13 protein-coding genes are annotated in these 21,785 nt (G+C 71.0%); 11 read left to right on the forward strand and 2 right to left on the reverse strand.

What is annotated here, in order from left to right; all coding sequences use genetic code 11:
• Positions 1-141: 141 nt before the first annotated feature.
• Together ACZ7LV_RS38360 and ACZ7LV_RS38365 are read right to left on the reverse strand one after the other, a co-directional pair.
• Positions 142-852, reverse strand: a complete 711-nt coding sequence (locus ACZ7LV_RS38360) for a class I SAM-dependent DNA methyltransferase (protein WP_471945997.1) — start codon at positions 850-852, stop codon at positions 142-144.
• Positions 853-855: 3 nt separating this feature from the next.
• Positions 856-2,013 (reverse strand): aminotransferase class I/II-fold pyridoxal phosphate-dependent enzyme, encoded by a 1,158-nt coding sequence (locus ACZ7LV_RS38365; protein ID WP_471945998.1) that lies wholly within the window; start codon positions 2,011-2,013, stop codon positions 856-858.
• Between the two features lie 237 nt (positions 2,014-2,250).
• On the opposite strand from ACZ7LV_RS38365, the gene ACZ7LV_RS38370 reads away from it, so the two are divergent.
• The 11 genes from ACZ7LV_RS38370 to ACZ7LV_RS38420 all read left to right on the forward strand — a co-directional run.
• A complete protein-coding gene (locus ACZ7LV_RS38370) occupies positions 2,251-3,747 on the forward strand; it encodes an NDP-hexose 2,3-dehydratase family protein (protein WP_471945999.1) in 1,497 nt (498 codons plus the stop codon).
• A gap of 64 nt (positions 3,748-3,811) precedes the next feature.
• Positions 3,812-4,798, forward strand: coding sequence for an aldo/keto reductase (locus tag ACZ7LV_RS38375; protein WP_471946001.1), 987 nt, complete (start codon positions 3,812-3,814; stop codon positions 4,796-4,798).
• Positions 4,799-5,091: 293 nt separating this feature from the next.
• Complete coding sequence (locus ACZ7LV_RS38380; protein ID WP_471946009.1) at positions 5,092-5,574, forward strand: cobalamin B12-binding domain-containing protein; 483 nt, start codon at positions 5,092-5,094, stop codon at positions 5,572-5,574.
• The gene (locus ACZ7LV_RS38385) at positions 5,571-6,857 is read left to right on the forward strand and encodes a methylaspartate mutase (protein WP_471946002.1); all 1,287 of its coding nucleotides are present in this window, start codon (positions 5,571-5,573) and stop codon (positions 6,855-6,857) included. Before ACZ7LV_RS38380 ends, ACZ7LV_RS38385 begins: the two co-directional genes overlap by 4 nt.
• A 97-nt stretch (positions 6,858-6,954) precedes the next feature.
• Complete coding sequence (locus ACZ7LV_RS38390) at positions 6,955-7,854, forward strand: proline iminopeptidase-family hydrolase (RefSeq protein ID WP_471946003.1); 900 nt, start codon at positions 6,955-6,957, stop codon at positions 7,852-7,854.
• 7 nt (positions 7,855-7,861) lie between these two features.
• Positions 7,862-8,830, forward strand: coding sequence for an ACP S-malonyltransferase (locus ACZ7LV_RS38395; protein WP_471946004.1), 969 nt, complete (start codon positions 7,862-7,864; stop codon positions 8,828-8,830).
• A gap of 46 nt (positions 8,831-8,876) precedes the next feature.
• Complete coding sequence (locus ACZ7LV_RS38400; protein ID WP_471946005.1) at positions 8,877-9,125, forward strand: phosphopantetheine-binding protein; 249 nt, start codon at positions 8,877-8,879, stop codon at positions 9,123-9,125.
• A gap of 97 nt (positions 9,126-9,222) precedes the next feature.
• A complete protein-coding gene (locus ACZ7LV_RS38405; RefSeq protein WP_471946006.1) occupies positions 9,223-10,833 on the forward strand; it encodes an AMP-binding protein in 1,611 nt (536 codons plus the stop codon).
• Between the two features lie 125 nt (positions 10,834-10,958).
• Entirely contained in the window at positions 10,959-12,500 is a 1,542-nt protein-coding gene (locus tag ACZ7LV_RS38410; RefSeq protein ID WP_471946010.1) for an AMP-binding protein, read from the forward strand.
• On the forward strand, positions 12,497-13,741 hold the full coding sequence (locus ACZ7LV_RS38415; protein ID WP_471946007.1) for a type III PLP-dependent enzyme domain-containing protein: 1,245 nt from the start codon (positions 12,497-12,499) through the stop codon (positions 13,739-13,741). Before ACZ7LV_RS38410 ends, ACZ7LV_RS38415 begins: the two co-directional genes overlap by 4 nt.
• Before the next feature lie 119 nt (positions 13,742-13,860).
• Positions 13,861-21,785, forward strand: a 7,925-nt coding sequence (locus tag ACZ7LV_RS38420) for an SDR family NAD(P)-dependent oxidoreductase (protein WP_471946008.1), incomplete at its 3' end; no start/stop codon positions are given.

Consider the following 21,785-nt stretch of genomic DNA (forward strand, 5'->3'; position numbering starts at 1 on the left):
TGATTTGCGGCGGGGGGGGCTGTTGGTTGGTGCGGAGCAACGCGGTTGTTGGGGGGGGGGCGGGGGGGCCCACCCCCGTCCCCACCCACCCACCCCCCCACCGCCCCTGACGGCACCGACGTCGCGCACCCGCGACGTGTCCTAGGACTGGCGCACCCCGACGAAGATCCCGCGGTCCGCGTAGCCGTCGGGTCGGTGCTCCACCGCACAGCCGGCCGACCGGAACGCCGTCTCGTACTCTTCGCGGGAGAACAACGACAGCTCCTGCACGTCCACGAAGTGCCGTACCGGCTCGGAACCCGTTGCGACGAGATAGTGCATCTCCACGTGGCTGCGCCCTTCCCTGGTGGTCCAGCGGCCCATCCGGACGACCTTGCCGCCCGCGTTCTCGAAGCCGGCCTCCACGAGGACGCCGCCGTTCCAGTCCTCGCGCAGGATCCAGGGTTCGACGATCAGCACGCCGCCCGGACGCAGGTGGTGCGCCATGTTCTTGACGGCGGCGAACAGATCGTGAGCCGACGCAAGGTAGCCCACCGAGCTGTACATCGAGCAGACCACGTCGAAGGTTCGCTCCAGGCCGAAGGTGCGCATGTCGTCCTGGAGCAGGGGCACCCCGGGAAGCTTGGCCTCGGCGATACCGATCATGGACGACGACAGATCCACGCCGGCCACGTCGAAGTGTCCCCTCAGATGGGCCAGATGCTCCCCGGTGCCGCAGCCGACGTCCAGCAGGCTGGACGCGTCCGGGCGGTGTTCGAGGGCCAGTTCGCGGATGCGGTCGGCCTCACCGGCGTAGTCCTTGTGCCGTCGGTAGATGTCGTCGTAGACACGGGCGAATTCCTCGTCGTACATGGGTCACCTGGCCGGGGTTCGGGCGCTGACGCAGCGCCGGACGATGTCGCAGACCTTGTCGATCTCCGACGGCCCGACGGCGCTGCCCGTCGGGAGGGCGAGCACGCGCTCCGCGAGGGCCTCCGCGCGCGGCAGGGGTCGCGGAGCGTGCCGGGCGGCATCACTCCTGTAGGGCTCCACCTGATGGCAGCTGGGGTGGAAGTAGCGGCGGGACAGCACGTTCTGGGCGCCGAGCGCGGCATGCACCTCGTCGCGGTGGATGCCCGCGGCCGCGGCGTCGATCTCGATCACCAGATACTGGTGGTTGGCACGCTCACCCTCGGCCTGGCCCCGCACCTGGACGCCCGCCAGCCCTTCGAGGCCCTTCTCGTAGCGCCGGTGGTTGAGCGTGTTGACGTGGATCAGCTCGTCCATGACCTCCAGGGACGTCAGTCCCATCGCGGCCGCCGCCTCGTTCATCTTGGCGTTCGTGCCGCCGGACCTGATCTCACCCCCGGAGGTGATGCCGAAGTTGCGCAACTCGCGGCAGTGTTCGGCGAGCTCGGCGTCCCGGGTGACGATGGCGCCGCCCTCGAAACTGTTGACGAACTTCGTGGCGTGGAAGCTGAAGACCTCGGCCACGCCGAAACCGCCGACGGGCCGGCCCTTGTACGTGCAGCCGATCGCGTGGGCCGCGTCGAACAGCAGCGGCAGACCGTGCCGGTCGGCGATGTCGGTGAGTTCGTCCACCGCGCACGGACGACCGAATACATGGACTCCCATGATTCCGCGGGTGCGTGGGCCGATCAGCGCCTCGACCTCGAAGGGGTCGAGGTTTCCCGTCTTCTCGTCGGCATCGCAGAAGACCGGAACAATTCCGATCCAGTCCAGCGCCGCCGCCGTGGCCACCCAGGTGAAAGCGGGCACGATGACCTCGTCGCCGGCCCGGATTCCCGCGGCCCTCGCCGCCACCTGGAGGCCGACCGTGGCATTGCACACGGCGACACAGTGACCTACTCCTGCGACTTCGGCGAGTTTCTCCTCGAATTCACGGACCAGCGGGCCGTTGGTGAGATAGAGCCGGTCGAGCGCTCCGTCCAGTCTCTCCGTCAGACGCGCGCGACTGCCCAGATTGGGGCGACCCACGTGCAGGGGTTCGCGGAACACAGGGGAATCATCCACCTGTTCATCGTTCCGTTCACCAGCCCCTAGCCTCAACCCCTGCGCCCGCCCACCCGCCTGGGCGACCGGCCCCGCAAGCCCCTAACCACCCCCCTAAGGGGCCCCGGTCCCGCTGACGCGGCCGGGCCGCCGAAGCTAGCGTCGGGTGCAGCCCGCCGGTGAGCGTGACACAGCACGAACAGCCGCTGTGAACACGAAGAGTGCCGACACATTCCGGGAAATCTCGATGAGTTCCGCATGGCCGCCGTCCATAAGGAGACCTCCGTGGCCGAGACATTGTCGACGCCCCTGCCCACCCGTTCCGGCGACGAGTCGCTCGCGGTTCGTATCGCCAGGTCGGTGAGTATTGTCGACAAGGGCGCGCTCCACAGCCTTGCCGAATTCCATGCCTGGTTCGCCGAGCGCGGCAAAAGGACTGCCCGGGTCCACAGGATTCCCCTCGACGACATGGTCGGCTGGAGCACCGACCCCGACACCCACGACATCGGGCATCAGAGCGGGAAGTTCTTCAGTGTGCAGGGACTTTCCGTCGAACTGCCGGGGGCGCCGATCCCCCACTGGTCGCAGCCCATCATCAACCAGCCGGAGATCGGGATTCTCGGAGTTCTGGTCAAGGAGTTCAACGGCGTCCTGCACTGTCTGATGCAGGCCAAGATGGAGCCGGGCAACCGCGGCGGCCTTCAGCTCTCCCCGACGGTCCAGGCGACCCGCAGCAACTACACCCGTGTGCACCAGGGCAACGCCGTGCCGTACCTGTCGTACTTCCAGGACACCGCGGGGCACAGCGTCATGACGGACGCGCTGCAGTCCGAGCAGGGCTCGTGGTTCTTCCAGAAGCGCAACCGGAACATGGTCGTGGAGACCGACGAGGACGTCACGCCGCACGAGGCGTTCATGTGGCTCACCATCGGCCAGCTGCACCGCCTGCTCGCCATCGACGACCTGATCAACATGGACACCCGGACCGTGCTGTCCTGTCTGCCGTTCTCCGGGTCCCAGCTTGCCGAGCAACTGCCCGGGCCCGGGGGCGAGCTGCGGCTGCCCATCCTGCGTTCGTGCAGCGAGGACCACGGCAGTCTGCACAGCACCGGCGACATCCTCAGCTGGATCACCGACGCCCGCACCCGGCACGAGGTGCGCACCCGGCTCGTCCCCCTGCGTGAGGTGCGGAGCTGGCGGCGCACGGCGTACACGATCTCCCACGACACCGGCCGGTTCTTCGACGTCATGGGCGTGCACGTCCAGACCGACGGCGACCGGGAGGTGCGCGAGTGGACCCAGCCCATGATCGCGCCCGCCGGCGTCGGCATCGTGGCCTTCCTGGTCAAGCGGATCGAGGGCGTCCTGCACGTCCTGGCGCACGCCCGCGTCGAGCCCGGCTACCTGGACGTCGTGGAGCTCTCGCCCACCGTCATGTGCACCCCGACGAACTACGAGGGACTGCCCCCGGCGGCCCGGCCGGCCTTCCTGAACCACGTGCTGTCCGCCCGCCCCGAACAGGTGCTCTTCGAGACGATCCTGTCCGAGGAGGGCGGCCGCTTCTACCACGCCCAGAACCGCTATCTCGTGGTCGAGTCCGACATCGAGGTCACACCAGAACTCGCCCCGGACTTCCGCTGGATGGCGCTCCACCAGATGGTCGGCCTGCTCCGGCACAGCCACTACGTCAACGTCCAGGCCCGCAGTCTCATCGCCTGCCTGCACAGCCTCTCCGGCGCACCGCGGGACCTCTGACCCGCCGTGGCACACCGCCGCACCACCCCCCTCCTCATTCCGCCGGGTCCCTGAAAGGGTGACGATGCTCTACCGGAAGCTCGGACGTACGGCACTGAACGTGAGCCCGCTGTGCCTGGGCACGCTCAACCTCGGCGTCCGCACCACGCGCGACGAGGCGTTCGCCCTCATGGACGAGGCTCTGGAGCAGGGCATCAACTTCTTCGACACCGCCAACCAGTACGGCTGGCAGGTCCACAAGGGACTCACCGAAGAGATCATCGGGGACTGGTTCGCGCAGGGCGGCGGACGGCGCGAGCGCGTGGTCCTCGGCACCAAGGTCTGCAACCCGATGAGCGATCTGCCCAACGACCAAGGGCTGTCGGCGCGTCACATCGTCGCCTCCTGCGAGGACTCGCTGCGGCGGCTGCGCACCGACTGGATCGACGTGTACCAGATGCACAACGTCGACCCGTCGGCCTCCTGGGAGGAGGTGTGGCAGGCCATGGAGACCCTCGTGCACCAGGGCAAGATCCGCTATGTGGGGTCGTCCAACTTCGCCGGCTGGCACCTCGCCGACGCCCAGGCCGCGGCCGCCCGCCGCAACTTCCTCGGCATCGTCTCCGAGCAGTGCGTCTACAACCTCGCGACCCGCTTCGTGGAGACCGAGGTCGTGCCCGCCGCCCAGGCCCACGGCATCGGGGTCCTCGCCTGGTCGCCACTGCACGGCGGACTGCTCGGCGGAGCGCTGCGCAAGCTGGAGGAGGGGACCGCGGTGAAGACCGCGCAGGGCCGCGCGGTCCTCGCTCTGGAGACCCGCCGCGACGTCATCTCGCACTACGAGAAGCTGTGCGAGGAGATCGCTCTCGACCCGGCCCAGGTGGCGCTGGCCTGGCTGCTGTCCCGCCCCGGCCTCACGGCCGCCGTCATCGGTCCACGCACCGCCGCGCACCTGGCCGGCGCGCTCAAGACCTTGGACCTGCGGCTCACCGACGACGTCCGCGACCGGCTCGACGAGCTGTTCCCGCCGATCGGCAACGGCCGGCCGGCACCGGCGGCCTGGCTCGACTGACCCACGCTCGACCGATCCACGCTCGACCGATCCACGCTCGACTGACCCACGCTCGACCGATCCACGCTCGACCCACGGCCGATCCACGACAGATCCGCCACTGCGCCGGCAGCCCCTGCCCGATTCCGGGGCCGGCCCGCCCCGTCCCGTCTCGCGGCCGGGCAGGGGCTGCCCTGTGACCGCCGCTCGGCGGCATGTCCGGCCGGTACCGGCATCCACTGCCGTGCCACCCGTCTTCCCGTCCCCCTTCCACACGGAGCCTGACCCACATGTACCCCTCCCACGTCAGCCAGATGCCCACCGCTGCCCCCGCCCACCGGCCGCAGGACCCCCTGTCGCACCTCCCGAGCGGCGGCGCGCGGCCCGTGCTGATCAGCAGCGTCGCGTCCGACTCGCACACCTGGAACCTGGTCTTCCTGCAGCTTCTGATCGAGGAACGGGGTCACGAGGTCGTGAACCTCGGGCCGTGCGTGCCCGACGACCTGCTCGTCGCCGAGTGCCGCGACCGGCGCCCCGTGCTCGTCGTGATCAGCACCGTCAACGGCCACGGCTACCAGGACGGTCTGCGCGTGATCCGCGCGCTGCGCGCCTGCGAGGAACTCGACGGCATCCCCGTCGTCATCGGCGGCAAGCTCGGGGTGGCGGGATCGGGCCGGTCCCAGCAGGCGGCGGAACTGGCCTGGGCGGGCTTCGACGCGGTGTTCCCCGACGACGCGGACGCGGTGACGTCCTTCGCCCACTACCTGGAGGCGCTGCCCCAACGGGTCGCGTCTTGACGGGATTCGGCGCCTTCGTCCGTGCCGCCCACCGGCGGGGCGAACTGGTCGTACAGCCCCGCATGGGCATGGGGACCCCGGACGCGATGCGTGCCGGGCTGGCGGCCACCCGGGCGGCGGACGCCACCACCGTCGGCACGCTCACCCTGGACAGTTATACGCGCGTAGGCGACTTCGACGCCGCGGCGAAGGCCCTGCGGTCCGGCATCGCCCTCAACGGCTATCCCCTCGTCACCCACGAGGAATCGACGACGCGTCGGGTGCTGGCCGGCATCCTGGACGAGGAGTTCCCCGTCCAGGTACGGCACGGATCCGCGACGCCGCTGCCCATCTTCGGCGCGCTGACCCGGGTGGGTCTGGACGCCACCGAGGGCGGCCCGGTCTCGTACTGCCTGCCGTACGGGCGTATCCCCCTCGACCAGTCGGTGAGCAACTGGGCCCGCTCGTGCGACGAGTTCGCCCGGTTGCGGGACCTGGGGCGCGAACCGCACCTGGAGACGTTCGGCGGCTGCATGCTGGGGCAGCTGTGCCCGCCCAGCCAACTCGTGGCGATCAGCGTGCTCGAAGCGCTCTTCTTCCGGCAGCACGGCATCCGCAGCATTTCCCTCAGCTACGCCCAGCAGACCCATCCGCAGCAGGACCGGGAAGCGGTGAGGGCCCTGCGTCGGCTGCACACCGAACTGCTGCCCGATGCCGACTGCCACATCGTCGTCTACGCGTACATGGGCGTCTACCCGACCACTCCGCAGGGCGCCCACGCCCTCCTCGGGCGCGCCGCCGAACTCGCCGTCGCCACCGGGGCCGAGCGGCTGATCGTCAAGACGGCGGCCGAGGCGCACCACATCCCCACCGTCGCGGACAACGTGGCCGCCCTCGAACACGCGGCCACTGTCGCCCGGGCGGCCCCCCGCCCCGCCGCCCGCGAGGACTTCGCCGACTCCGCCACGTACGCGGAGGCCCGAGCCCTCGTCGAGGCGGTCTTGAACTGCGGGCCGGACGTGGGCAGTGCCCTCTTCCGCGGCTTCAAGCGGGGATACCTGGACATCCCCTATTGCCTCCACCCCGACAACATGGGGCGCAGCCGGAGTTACATAGACGACACCGGTCGCCTGCGGTGGGCGGACACCGGAATGCTGCCGTTGGGAAAGGCCGTGAAAACGCGCGGTGTGCGCGCGGTTTCCTCCTCGGAACTCCTCACCGCGCTTTCCTACGTGCAGCGGACGTACGACGCGCTCGCACCCCGGCCGAGTCCACTCGGAGATCATCCGCGCACCAGTCCGTAGGGGGACGGAATCACACGACGCTAGGGGCCGATAGGGGTCTGCTGCGCTGTGCCGCTCATCTAGCGTGACCGACGAGTCGAACTGTGAGGTGGTGTGAATGTCCAAGCCCCCGAGCGCCAAGGGGACCGTGCCATTCGGTCAATACCGGACCTGGTATCGCGTCACGGGTGACCTGCATTCCGGCAAACCACCGGTGGTGCTGCTCCACGGCGGTCCCGGCAGCACGCACGACTACCTGCTGTCCATGACGTCCCTCACCGACGCCGGCTGGCCCGTGGTCCACTACGACCAGATCGGCAACGGCGGTTCGACCCATCTGCCGGACCGCGGCGCGGACTTCTGGACCGTCGAGCTGTTCGAGGACGAGCTGGACAACCTCCTCGACAGGCTCGGCATCGCCGACGACTACGTCCTCTACGGCCAGTCCTGGGGCGGCATGCTCGGCTCGGTGCACGCGGCCCGCCGTCCCGCCGGACTGCGCGGTCTGGTCGTCGCCAACGCCCCGGCTTCCATGAGGATCTGGCTGCAGGAGATGAAACGCCTGAGGGAACTGCTGCCGGTCGACGTCCAGAAGGTGCTGATCGAGCACGAGGAGGCGGGCACCACCGACAGCGAGGCGTACTTCCACGCCATGCGCGCCTTCTACGACCGGCACGTCTGCCGGATCGTGCCCTGGCCGCGGGACTTCGGCGCCACCTTCATGGAGATCTACAACGATCCCACCGTCTACTTCACGATGAACGGGCCCAACGAGTTCCACGTGATCGGCACCCTGCGCGACTGGTCCGTGGAGTACTGCCTGCCCGACATCGCCGTGCCCACGCTCGTCCTGACGGGACGGCACGACGAGGCGACCCAGGCCACGGTCCAGCCGTTCCTCGACCTCGTGCCGGACGTGCGGCAGGAGGTGCTGGAGAACTCCAGCCATGTACCGCACCTGGAGGAGCCCGAGCGGTTCCAGCAGGTCATGCTCTCCTATCTCGAAAGTCTGGTGTGAGCCCACCATGGACACGACACAGTACGGACCGGGCGCGGACAGCGGCGCGACGGCCATGGTCTTCCCCGGTATGGGACCCGCGTCGTTCGCCGAGGTCGGCAGGTTCCTGGTGACCAACCGGCAGGTCCGCGAACTGCTCGCGGAGGCGGACGACACGCTCGGCTACTCCCTCGTGGACCACTTCCGCGAAACCGAGGGCGACTACTCCGAGTACGCCCAGATCGCCTTCCTCGTGAACTGCGTGGCCCTGGCCCGCTGGGCCGAGCAGACCCTCGGCGTGAGCCCTCGGATCTGCACCGGCGCGAGCTTCGGTGAGAAGTCCGTCGCCGCCTACAGCGGCGCCCTCGACTTCGCCGACGCGGTGCGCATGACGGCCGGGCTCGCCCGCTGCATGGACGAGTACTTCCGCACCGAGCACACCGGCGTCGTGACCCACTCATTCGTCCGGGCACCCAGGGAGCGGCTCGACGAGATCCTCGCCGAACTCGACGAGCGCGGCGAATGGCACGAGATCTCCTGCCACATCGACCACGACTTCTTCATGCTCACCCTGCACGAGCGCAACAGCGCCTGGCTGGAGAGCCGTCTGCGGGCGGCCGGCGCCATGCCTCTCTACGCCATGCGGCCGCCCATGCACGCCGCCGCCTTCGGTGGTCTGCGCCGCAAGGCGGAGGAGGAGGTCGTCGGCGGTCTCACCTTCCACGACCCGGCGCTGCCCGTCGTCGCCGACCAGGACGGGGAGCTGCTGACGACCGGCGAACAAGTGCGCGCGATGCTCCTGGAGAGCTTCGTACGTCCCCTGCGCTGGCCCGACGTCGTCGCCTCGCTGCGGGACCAGGGCGTCACCCGCGTCTGCGTCGCGGGACCCGACAGCCTCTTCGGACGCGTCGGGACGACGACCCGCGCGTTCGAGGTCGTCGCCGCCACCCCCCGCCTCGCCCTCCAGCCCCGCCCGCGCGGCACCGCCGCCGCCTGACCGGCCAAGACACGTGCCCCGTCGACCGGGGCCGAAAGGAGCTCCCATGTGGGACGACCGCTTCGAGACCCTGCTCCGCCGCTACCTGCCCTTCCTCGCCGCCGACCAGCCGCTGGAGCGGGACGTCAGCCTGCGCGACGTCGGCCTCGACTCGCTCGGCACCGTCGAGCTCCTCGCCGAGCTGGAGCACACCTACGGCGTCCACTTCCAGGACGAGGCCCTGACCAAGGAGACCTTCGAAACCCCCGGCGTGCTGTGGAAGACCCTCTCGGCCCTGGCCGAACCACGCCCCTGACCCTCGGCCCCCGCCGAGCCCCCCGGAAGCCCGCCCAGCCCCGGAGCGAGGACCCCGGCCCCCACGCACGACCGCCACCCGGCCCCACGGAGGAACCATGGACGCCGCCGACCACGCACTGTACGCACGCTTCCTGCGAGGGCTCGCCCGCGCACCCGAACGGCCGGCGGTGCGGTCCGGCGGGCGGACGGTGACCTATGCCGACGCCCACCGCACCGCCCTGCGCCAGGCCGGTGCCCTGCTGCACGCCACGGCGGAGGCGCCGACGGCGATAGGGGTGCTGGCAGCCAAGGGGATACCCGCCTACCAGGGCATCCTGACCGCCCTGTGCGCGGGCGCGGCCGTGGTGCCGCTGCGGCCCGACTTCCCCGTCGCCCGCACGGCCGAGATGATGCGAGCCGCCGAGGTCACCGCCCTGATCACGGACGCCGAGGGCCGGCGCCTGCTCCCCGAACTGCTCGCCGAGCGGCCGGACACCCTCGTCCTCGCCGCCGACGACGACCCGGCGCGGGAGCACACCGCGGGCCGCCCCGTGGAGGTGGACGAGCGCCACACCCTGACGGCGCCCCGGCCCGTGAACCCCGACGACACGGCCTACGTGCTGTTCACCTCCGGCTCCACCGGGCGGCCCAAGGGCGTGCCGCTCAGCCACGGGAACCTCGCCCACTACTTCCAGGTCCTCGACACCCGCTACGACTTCACCGCCGAGGACGTCTTCACCCAGACCTTCGACCTCAACTTCGACTGCTCCCTGTTCGACATGTTCAGCGCCTGGGGCTCGGGCGCGAGCGTCGCCCAGATCCCGCCGCAGGCCTACCGGGACCTGCCGGCACACCTGACGGAACAGGGCGTCACCGTCTGGTTCTCCACCCCCAGCGGCATCGCGCTCGTCCGCCGTCTGGGCGGCCTGCGTCCGGGCTCCCTGCCCACCCTGCGCTGGAGCCTGTTCGCGGGCGAGGCCCTGAAATGCGCGGACACCGACGACTGGCAGCGCGCGGCGCCCGCGTCCTTCGTGGAGAACCTCTACGGCCCCACGGAACTGACCGTGACCGTCACCGCCCACCGGTGGTCACCGGAGGTCTCCCCGGTCGTCGGCGCCAACGGCGTGGTCCCGATCGGCCCGCTCCACAAGGGGCTCGACCTCGTCCTCCTCGACCCCGACGGCCGCCCGCACCCCGACACCGGCGAACTGTGCGTCACCGGGCCCCAGATGGCCGGCCGCTACCTCGACCCCTCCGACGACCACGGCAGATTCCTGGAGCACGACGGACGCCGCTGGTACCGCACCGGGGACCGGGTCCGGCTGGCTCCCGGAGGCGATCTGGTCTACCTCGGCCGGATGGACGCGCAGGTCCAGGTCCAGGGCTGGCGCGTCGAACTGGCCGAGGTCGACCACGCGCTCCAGGCGTGCGAAGGCGTCGACGAGGCCGTCACCGTCGGCGCCACCACCACAGCGGGCACGGAACTCGTCGTCTTCTACACCGCCGCCGCACCCGTGGCACCTGCCCGCTTCGCCGGACTGCTCCGCGCCACTCTGCCGGACGGCGTCGTACCGAGGCATTACCACCGCATCGAGGAAATGCCGCTGAATTCCAACCGCAAGACCGACCGGCGGGCGCTCACCGCACGGGCCGAAGAGCTCCTTGCCGGAGCGGGTAACACGCCCGTCGCACCGCCCCGCGCGACAGGGGCTCCTAGGGGCCGTTAGGGGTATGTCGGCCGGCTCGCACCGGGCTAGCCTCGCCATCAAATGACGTATTCGGGGGAGTTCGCCGTGCGCCTTGTTCAGACCCTCATCCGCATTCACCGGACAGGAGACCGGCATTGAGCAGCATGACCCAGGTGATGTCCGACAATGCCGAACTCGACCTGCGTCATGGCGGGCTCGTGCACCACTTTCTGGAAGACTCCGGAAAGGCGTTCCCGAATTCCCAGGCCGTCGGGGACGCGTTCGGTTCCTGGACCTATGAGGAACTGCTCGCCCACAGTCAGGCGTTCAGTGCCTGGCTCGACGAGAAGGGCATCGCCCACGGCGAGCGCATCGTCGTCCAGCTGCCGAACGTCCGGCAGACGGTCGCCGTGTTCTTCGGCGCCTGCCGCCGCGGCATCGTCTTCGTGCCCCTCAACCCGGGCATGAAGCCCTTCCATCTCGGCTCCGTCATCGCCGACGCCGACCCCCGGCTCGTCATCGCCCAGGACGAGACCGCCGCCGCAAGGCTGCACGACCTCACCGACCTGCCCGTGTTCGCGCTCGACACCCTGTGGCCGGACGTGGAGCGGCTGCGCGCCGAGAAGGCCGGCGCCGAGACCGTCGCGGTCTCGCCCGAGGACCTGGCCGTCCTCATCTACACCTCCGGCAGCACGGCGGCCCCCAAGGCCGTCGCCTGTCCCCACCAGCAGGTCGCCTTCGCGGCCTCCTCCATCAACGCCGTCCTCGGCTACCACCACGACGACGTGGTGTTCTGCCGCATGTCCGTCTCCTGGGACTTCGGCCTGTACAAAGTGCTCATCTCCGCGCTCACGGGCGCCCAGCTCGTCCTCGCCGGGAACGAGCCGGACATCGCCCTGCTGAAGTCGATGCGCGAGACCGGCGCCACGATGATGCCGATCGTGCCGTCCCTCGCGAGCATGCTGACCACCCTCGCGCGACGCGACCCCGAAGGCGCACCCACTGTGCGCATGTTCACCAACAGCGCCGCCGCCCTTCCCCAGGTCACCATCGACAAGCTCCGCGAGGCGTTCCCCCGCGCCCAGATCGTCCGCATGTACGGCCAGACCGAGTGCAAACGCATCTCGATCATGCCGCCGCACCTGGAGCACGAACGACCCCACTCCGTCGGTCTGCCCCTGCCCGGCACCTCCGTGGAGATCCTCGACGAGGACGGCCGGACCCTCCCGCCGGGTGAACCCGGCGAGATCACGGTCACCGGACCCCACGTCATGGCCGGCTACTGGCGAGCCCCTGAACTCACCGCCCGTGCCTACCGACGCGACGAACGCACCGGCGCCATGCGGCTGCACACCGGCGACTACGGACACCTCGACGAGGACGGTTTCCTCTACTTCGCCGGCCGGCGCGACGACATGTTCAAGCGCAAGGGCACCCGTATGAGCACCGTCGAGATCGAGGCGGCGGCCCTCGACATCCCCGGCGTCACCGCCGCGGTGGCCCTGCCCCCTACCGACACCCGTGACCTGGCTCTCGTCGTCGCCTCGGAGCTCGCGCCGCACGACGTGCTGCGCGGGCTCGCCGAACGCCTCGAAGCCGCGAAGGTCCCCGCGACCTGTCACATCGTCAACGACTTCCCGCTCAGCCTGAACGGCAAGACCGAACGCGGACAACTGGCCCGACTCGTCGACGGGGGCGACCGGTGACCCGCTACGAGGACCTCGCCGAGCGGTACGGCACCCCGCTCTACGTCTACGACCTGGACCGGATCACCGAGGCCCGCCGCGACCTGCGTACCGCCCTTCCCGACGAGGTCCTGGTCTACTACGCCCTCAAGGCGAACCCCCACCCCCAGGTCGCCGGCGCCCTGCGTGACGACAACGGCCCGGAGTGCCGGGCGGAGATCAGCTCCGTCGGCGAACTCGCCGCGGCCCTCACCGCGGGCTACCGTGCCGCCGACTGCCTCTACACCGGCCCCGGCAAGACGGACGCCGAACTCGACGAGGCGATCGGCAAGGGGGTACGCACCTTCTCCGTGGAGTCGCACACCGACCTCCAGCACATCGGTGCCGCGGCCCTGCGCCACGACACCGTCGCCCGATGCCTGCTGCGCATCAACAGCGCCACCGCCAGCGCCACCACCAGCATCCGGATGACCGGCACCCCCTCCCAGTTCGGCATCGACAGCGAAACCCTCGCCGACGCCGCCGCGGACCTCCTGGCCGTACCCGGCACCCGCATCGTCGGCATGCACTTCTTCCCCCTCAGCAACGCCCGCGACGAGGACAGCCTGATCGGGGAGTTCCAGCACACCATCGAGACCGCGGCACACCTCGCCGAGGACAACGGCATCCCGATGGAACTCCTCGACATAGGAGGAGGGTTCGCCGCCCCCTACGGGGCCCCCGGCGACCGCCCCGTCTACCGACGGCTGCGCGCGGCACTCACGGCCGCCCTCGACGCCTCCTTCCCGCACTGGCGGGAAGGGGCGCCGCGGATCGCCGTCGAGACCGGCCGCTACCAGGTCAGCGGAAGCGGGGCTCTGCTGAGCCGGGTCGTCAACACCAAGGTCAGCCGGGGCCGGAAATTCGTCGTCCTCGACGCCGGGATCAACACCTTCGGCGGGATGTCAGGACTCGGCCGGCTGCTGCCGGTGGCCGTGGAGCCCGAGACCACCGGCGCCGCCGACGCCGACGCACTCGACGACGTCGCCAGCCTCGCCGGCCCCCTGTGCACCCCCGGCGACATCCTCGGCCGCGAGATCCCCCTCCCGCGGCTCGTACCCGGGGACCTCGTCACCGTGCCGAACGCCGGCGCCTACGGCGTCACCGCGAGCCTCCTGATGTTCCTCGGCAGGCCCGCACCGGTCGAAGTGGTGCTCCAGGACGGCCGGGTCGTCTCCGCGTCCCGCCTGGAACACCACCGCACACCCGCCACCCCCGCGTAGCACCGCCTCGCGGCACCACCCCGCACCACCCCGGGAACGCCCGACGCGGGCGTTCCCGCACTTTTCCCTGCGCCCCTTCTTCACGTGTGTCGTCGCCCGCCCTAGCGAGGAGTAAGCGAATGAGCGAGTCCGAGTACATCGTTCCTGAAACCGCACCTGTTTCGGATGAGTCCGCGGACCCGCGACCGGCACTGGCCAGGCAGTTGGAGGACCTGTCGGCCGCCGAACAGGAACAGGCCGTCCTCGACCTCGTGCACCGGCACACCGTCGCCGCGCTGCGGGCCGTGGCACCGCTCACCCCCGACACGGTCGACGTACAACGCCCCTTCCTCGAACTGGGCTTCGACTCCCTCGCCGTCGTGGACCTGCACGCCCGGCTGGCCGACGACACCGGCCTGGATCTCCCGGTGACGGTCGCCTTCGACTTCCCCACCCCGGCCCTCGTCGCCGAGCAGATCCGACGCCTCGCCTTCGGCCTCGGTCATGAGACCCGCCTGCCCGTCGCCGCCGGCACGGCCGCCGACGACGAACCGATCGCCATCGTGGGCATCGGCTGCCGCTTCCCCGGCGGCATCAACTCCGCCGAGGACCTCTGGCAGCTCGTCATGGACGAAGGCGAGGTCCTCACCCGGTTCCCCACCAACCGCGGCTGGGACGTCGAGGGCATCTACGACCCCGACCCCGGCAAGCCGGGCAAGAGCTACGTCCGCGAGGGCGGCTTCCTGGAGGACGCAGGCGGCTTCGACGCCGACTTCTTCGGGATCTCACCGCGCGAGGCCCTCGCCATGGATCCGCAACAGCGCCTCGTCCTGGAGACGGCCTGGGAGGCGTTCGAACGCGCCGGCATCGACCCCGGCTCCCTCCAGGGCAGCAAGGCCGGCGTCTTCATCGGCGCCGAGGTCCACGAGTACGGCACCCGCGTCCACGAGGCCCCCGAAGGCCTGGACGGCTACCTCATGACCGGCAACGCCCCCAGCGTCGCCTCCGGCCGCGTCGCCTACAGCCTCGGCCTGGAAGGCCCCGCGGTCACCATCGACACCGCCTGCTCCGGCTCGCTCGTCGCCCTCCACCTGGCGGCCCACTCCCTGCGCCAGGGCGAGTGCTCCCTCGCGCTGGCCGGCGGTGTGACCGTCATGGGCAACCCCGGCATGTTCGCCGCCTTCAGCCGCCAGCGCGGCCTCGCCGCCGACGGCCGCTGCAAGCCCTTCGCCGCGGCCGCGGACGGCACCGGCTTCTCCGAGGGCGTCGGCATCTTCGTCGTCGAGCGCCTCTGTGACGCACGCCGCAACGGCCACCCCGTCCTCGGCATCGTCAAGGGCTCCTCCATCAACCAGGACGGCGCGAGCAACGGACTCACCGCCCCGAACGGCCCGTCCCAGCAGCGCCTCATCCTCCAAGCCCTCGCCAACGCCGGCCTCACCCCCGCGGACGTCGACGCCATGGAGGCCCACGGCACCGGCACGCGACTCGGCGACCCCATCGAGGCCCAGGCGATCCTCGCCACCTACGGCCAGGACCGCGACCAGGACCGACCCCTCTGGCTCGGCTCCATCAAGTCCAACCTCGGTCACACCCAGGCCGCCGGCGGAGCCGCCAGCCTCATCAAGATGCTCATGGGCATGCGGTACGGAAAACTGCCCCGCTCCCTTCACATCGACGCCCCCACCCCGCACGTCGACTGGTCCATGGGTGCGGTCGAACTCCTCACCGAGACCCGCGACTGGGACACCGCCGACCGCCCGCGCCGCGCCGGCATCTCCGCCTTCGGCATCAGCGGGACCAACGCCCACGTCATCATCGAGGAACCGCCGGCCCCCGCACCCGTCCCGGAAGCGGCGACGGCTCCCGAGGGACTGCCGGTGCCGTGGGTGGTGTCGGGCAGGTCGGCGGGGGCGTTGCGGGCGCAGGCGGAGCGGTTGGCTGCGCAGCAGCGGGGTGTGGGTGCGTCGGTCATCGATGTGGCGTTTTCGTTGGGGGTGTCGCGGGCGGGGCTTGAGCATCGGGGTGTGGTGCTGGGTTCGTCGCGTGAGGAGTTGCTGGAAGCGCTGGAGGTGCTTGCGGCGGGTTCGGAGGGGCCTGGTGTGGTGTCGGGGCGGGTGGTGGAGGGCCGGCTGGCGTTCTTGTTCACGGGGCAGGGTGCGCAGCGGGTGGGGATGGGCCGGGAGCTGGCTGCTGCGTTTCCGGTGTTCGCGCGGTCGTTGGAGCGGACGTGTGACTTGCTGGATGTGGGTTTGGAGGGTGTGGGGCTGCCGTTGCGTGAGGTGCTGTTCGCGGAGCCGGGCAGTGCTGCGGCGGACTTGCTGACGCGGACGGTGTACGCCCAGGCCGCTCTGTTTGCGGTTGAGGTGGCGTTGTTCCGGCTGGTGGAGTCGTTCGGGGTGCGCCCGGACTTCGTGGCGGGCCACTCGGTCGGCGAGATCGCGGCCGCGCATGTGGCGGGGGTGTTCTCGCTGGAGGACGCCGCGATGCTGGTGGCGGCCCGGGGCCGGTTGATGGACGCGTTGCCTGAGGGTGGCGTGATGGTGGCGGTCCAGGCCGCCGAGGCGGATGTACGCGAACTCCTTGAAGGCGTCGAGGGTGCGGGCGTCGCGGCGGTGAACGGGCCGCGCGCCGTCGTGCTCTCGGGTGCGGAGGCCGCGGTGACGCCGGTGGTGGAGGCGCTGCGGGAGCGCGGGGCCAAGACCAAACAGCTCCAGGTCAGCCATGCCTTCCACTCCCCGTTGATGGAGCCCATGCTCGCGGAGTTCCGTCGCGTCGCCGAGGTCCTGGACTACGAGGCTCCGCGGATCGCGGTGGTGTCGAACGTGACGGGGGCTGTGGCGTCGGCGCGGGAGCTGTGTGTGCCGGAGTACTGGGTGCGCCATGTGCGGGAGGCGGTGCGCTTCGGCTCCGGTGTGGAGGCCCTTGTCGGTGCGGGTGTGTCGTCGTTCGTGGAGCTGGGTCCGGACGGTGTGCTGAGCGGGATGGCCCGTGAGGTGCTGCCGGAGGACGCGGACGTGGCGTGTGTGCCGGTGATGCGGCGGGACCGGGACGAGGTGCGGGAGTTCCTGACCGCTCTGGCCCGGCTCACCGTCCGCGGTATCGGCGTGAGTTGGGAGCCGTTGACGGCGGGCGGCCGCAGGGTCGAGCTGCCCACGTATGCCTTCCAGCGGCGTTGGTTCTGGCTGGAGGCGGGTCAGAAGGTCACGGATGCGGCCGGTCTGGGTCAGGCGGCGGCGGATCATCCTCTGGTGGGTGCGGTGGTGGGGCTGGCCGGTGGTGACGGGTCGGTACTGACCGGGCGGCTGTCCATGAAGTCGCATCCGTGGCTGGCCGATCACGCGGTCGCGGGTGTGGTGCTGCTGCCGGGTACGGCGTTCGTCGAGCTTGCGGTGCGTGCGGGTGACCAGGTCGGCTGTGGCCGGCTGGAGGAGCTGACGCTGGAGGCGCCGTTGGTCGTGCCCGAGCGTGGCGGCGTACAGGTGCAGGTCGTCGTGGGCCCGCCGGAGGAGTCCGGTGTCCGCCCGGTGAGCGTGTACTCCCGTGCCGAGGACGAGGACGAGCACGTCGAGGAGGCCTGGACCCGGCACGCCACCGGGTTCCTCGCGGGCGGTGCCGACACCGACGCCATGGGCCTGGAAGTATGGCCGCCGTCGGGTGCGCAGGCGGTCGACGTGAGCGACGCGTACGAGGTGTTGGCGGACCACGGTTACGGTTACGGGCCGGTGTTCCAGGGCCTGCGCTCCGTGTGGCGGCGTGCGGACGAGGTGTTCGCGGAGGTCTCCCTGCCCGAGGGCGCGCAGGCGGACGCGCAGCGGTTCGGGCTGCACCCGGCGCTGCTGGACGCCGCCCTGCACGCGACCGACTACCTGGACCCGCGAGGTCCCGACTCGGCCGCCGAGACGCGCCTGCCGTTCGCGTGGACCGGAGTGACGCTCCACGCCACCGGTGCGTCCGCGCTGCGGGTGCGGATCACGGCCGCCGGGCGCGACGGCTACGCCCTCGACCTCGCCGACGCCACCGGGCAGCCCCTAGCGACCGTGCGGTCCCTCGTCCTGCGCCCGGTCTCCGCGGAACAACTGCGCGGCGCCCAGAGCGGTCCCGACGCGCTGTTCCGTACGGAATGGACCCCGGTCACGGCCGCGCCGACCCCGTCGGACGGCGTCTGGAGCCTCGTGGGCCCGGAGGCGACCGGCCTGGCGGCCACACTCGGCGACGCCGGCGTACGCTGCGCCGCTCACGACGACCTGGACGGCCTCCGAGCCGCCCTCGACGCGGGGGCCGTCGCCCCCGACGTCGTCGCCGCGCACATGTCGTCACCGGTTGTCCCGGACACCGGCGTGCCCACCGCCGTCCGCGCCACGGTCGACGCGGCGCTGCGGCTCGTCCGGACCTGGCTCGACGACGAGCGCCTCGCCACCAGCCGGCTCGTCGTCATCACCCGCGCCGCCGTGTCCGTGGACATGGCCCCGGCCGGCGGTCCCGACCTGGCCCTGGCTCCCGTGTGGGGCCTGCTCCGCTCCGCGCAGGCCGAGAACCCCGACCGCATCCGCCTCGTCGACATCGACGACACCGAGCCGTCGCGCACCGCCCTGGCCGTCGTGACCTCCGTGGACGAACCCGAACTGGCCCTGCGCAAGGGGAACCTGTACGCCCCCCGCCTGGTCCGGGCCGCCACGGACACCGGGCTCGTGCCGCCCTCGGACGCCACGAGCTGGCGCCTGGACGTCCTGAAGCAGGGCACCCTGGACAACCTCGCCCTCATTCCCGGCGACGCCGACCGGCACCCGCTCGCCGAGGGGCAGGTACGCGTCTCCGTCCGTGCCGCGGGCGTCAACTTCCGCGACGTCCTCGTCGCCCTCGGTATGTACCCGACCAAGGCGGACATCGGTGGGGAAGCGGCCGGCATCGTCTCGGAGGTCGGTCCGGGAGTCACCGGATTCGCGCCCGGCGACCGCGTCATGGGCCTCTTCGACACGGCCTTCGGCCCGCACGCCGTCACCGACCACCGCACCCTCGTACCGATCCCGCGCGGCTGGTCCTACGCGCAGGCCGCCACCGTCCCGCTCGTGTTCTCCACCGCCTACTACGGCCTGGTGGACCTCGCCGAGGTGCGCTGCGGCGAGTCGGTCCTCGTGCATGCCGCGGCCGGTGGCGTCGGCATGGCCGCGGTGCAGCTCGCCCGGCATCTCGGCGCCGAGGTGTACGGAACGGCCAGTCCCGCCAAGTGGGACGCCCTGCGTGCCGTCGGACTCGACGACGACCACATCGCCTCCTCCCGGGACACCGGGTTCGAGCAAAAGTTCCTCGACACCTCGGGTGGCCGTGGTGTCGATGTCGTCCTGGACTCCCTCACCGGCGAGTTCGTCGACGCGTCCCTGCGCCTGCTGCCTCACGGCGGACGCTTCGCCGAGATGGGCAAGACCGACGTCCGCGACCCCGAGCAGGTGGCAGGGCAGTACCCCGGTGTGCGCTACCGCGCCTTCGACCTCTTCGAGGCGGACCTCGACCGACTCCAGCAGATTCTCCGGGAGTTGCTCGCCCTCTTCGACAGCGGAGCGTTGCGGCCCCTGCCCATCCGAACGTGGGATGTCCGCCACGCTCCCGACGCCTTCCGCCACATGGCCCAGGCGCGCCACATCGGCAAGGTCGCCCTCACCATGCCCACATCACCGTGGGGCGCCGAGACGAATGCCGGTGTGGTGTTGGTGACGGGTGGTACGGGTGGTCTGGGTGCGGTGGTGGCCCGGCATCTGGTGGTGTCGCACGGGGTGGAGCGTCTGGTGCTGCTGTCCCGGCGGGGCGGTCAGGCGCCGGGAGCGGTCGAACTCGTGGCCGAGCTGTCAGAGTTGGGCGCGCGGGTGGAGGTCGTGGCGTGTGACGTGAGTGATCGGGCCGCGCTGGCGGGCGTGGTGGGTGGTCTGGGTGCGGAGCTGTCGGCGGTCGTGCATACGGCCGGTGTGGTCGACGACGGTGTGCTGGGCTCCCTGACACCGGAGCGCCTCGACGGAGTGCTCGGCCCGAAGGCGGACGCGGCCTGGTATCTGCATGAACTGACACGGGAGTTGGACCTCTCCGCCTTCGTGATGTTCTCGTCCGTCGCTGGTGTCGTGGACGGGGCGGGCCAGGGCAACTACGCGGCGGCGAACGTGTTCCTGGACGCACTGGCGGTGCATCGGCGGACCGTGGGTCTCCCGGCCTCCTCCTTGGTGTGGGGGCTGTGGGAGGGCACCGGGATGGGCGCCGCGCTCGCAGAGGGCGACGTTGCGCGGATGAATCGGTCAGGGGTGCTGGGGCTGTCGGTGGGACAGGGGCTGGGACTGTTCGACACCGCGCTCGGTGTGGACGCCCCGGTGGTGCTGCCCGTGCGTCTGGACATGGGGGCGCTGCGGGCGCGCGTGGAGGGGGTGCCCGCGGTGTTCCGTTCGTTGGTGGGCGGACCGGCGCGACGCGCCGTCCGCGCCGGCGCGGCTGCCTCGGGAGGCGGCGAAGCGTCCCTCGCGGGGCGGCTCGCGGCGCTGGGTGCCGATGAGCGTGAACGGGTGTTGCTCGAATTGGTGCGGTCGCATGTGGCGGCGGTGCTGGGACATGACGGCGCGGGGGCGATCGAACCGGGCCGGGCGTTCAGCGACATCGGCTTCGACTCGCTGTCGGCCGTGGAGTTGCGGAACCGGCTGAACGCGGAGACGGGGCTGCGGCTCCCCGCCACGCTGATCTTCGACTACCCGACCCCCCAAGCCCTCGCCGAGTACGTGATCGTCGCCCTCGTCGGCGAGCAAGCGGCCACGGACGTCGCGCTGCCGCCCACCGAGGCGCCCGCGGTCACCGGGACCGACGACGACCCCGTGGTGATCGTCGGCATGGGCTGCCGCTACCCCGGCGACGTCCGCAGTCCCGACGACCTGTGGCGGCTCGTGTCCGAGGGCACCGACGCCATCACGCCCTTCCCCGACAGCCGGGCGTGGGACATCGACGACATCTACGACCCGCGGCCGGGCGTCTCCGGCAAGACGTACACCCGTGAGGGGGGCTTCCTGCACGACGCGGCGGACTTCGACCCCGGCTTCTTCGGGATCTCGCCGCGTGAGGCGCTGGCGATGGATCCGCAGCAGCGGCTGCTGTTGGAGACGTCGTGGGAGGCGATCGAGCGGGCGGGCATCGACCCGACCAGCCTGCGCGGCAGCCAGACCGGCGTCTTCGCCGGCGTCATGCAGACCGACTACGGCTCCGGAAACGCCCGCATGTCCGAGGACGTCGAGGGTTACATAGCCAACGGCACCCTCGGCAGCGTGGTCTCCGGACGGGTCGCCTACACGATGGGCCTGGAGGGCCCGGCCGTCACGATCGACACGGCCTGCTCCTCCTCCCTGGTCGCCCTCCACTGGGCCGCCCATGCCCTGCGCCAGGGCGAGTGCTCCCTCGCGCTCGCCGGTGGTGTGACCGTCATGTCCACCCCCGAGACGTTCATCGACTTCAGCCTCCAGCGCGGTCTCGCCGCGAACGGCCGCTGCAAGCCGTTCTCGGCGGACGCGGACGGCACGGCCTGGGGCGAGGGTGTGGGCGTTCTCGTCCTGGAGCGCCTGTCGGATGCCCGGCGCAACGGTCATCAGGTGCTGGCCGTGGTGCGGGGTTCGGCGCTGAACCAGGACGGTGCGAGCAATGGGTTGACGGCTCCGAACGGTCCGTCGCAGCAGCGGGTGATCCGTCAGGCGCTGGCCAGCGCCGGACTGTCGACCGCGGAGGTCGACGCGGTCGAGGCGCACGGGACGGGCACCACGCTCGGCGACCCGATCGAGGCACACGCGCTCCTGTCGACGTACGGCCAGGGACGTGAGGAGGACCGGCCGTTGTGGCTGGGCTCGGTCAAGTCCAACGTGGGCCACACGCAGGCCGCTTCCGGTGTCGCGGGCGTGATCAAGATGGTGATGGCGATGCGGGCGGGTGTCCTGCCGCGGACATTGCATCTGGGTGAGCCGTCGCCGCATGTGGACTGGTCGGCGGGTGCGGTGGAGTTGTTGAGCGAGGCGCGGGAGTGGCCGGAGACCGGTCGTCCGCGCCGGGCCGG

This window comes from Streptomyces sp. NPDC107562, assembly GCF_055657325.1.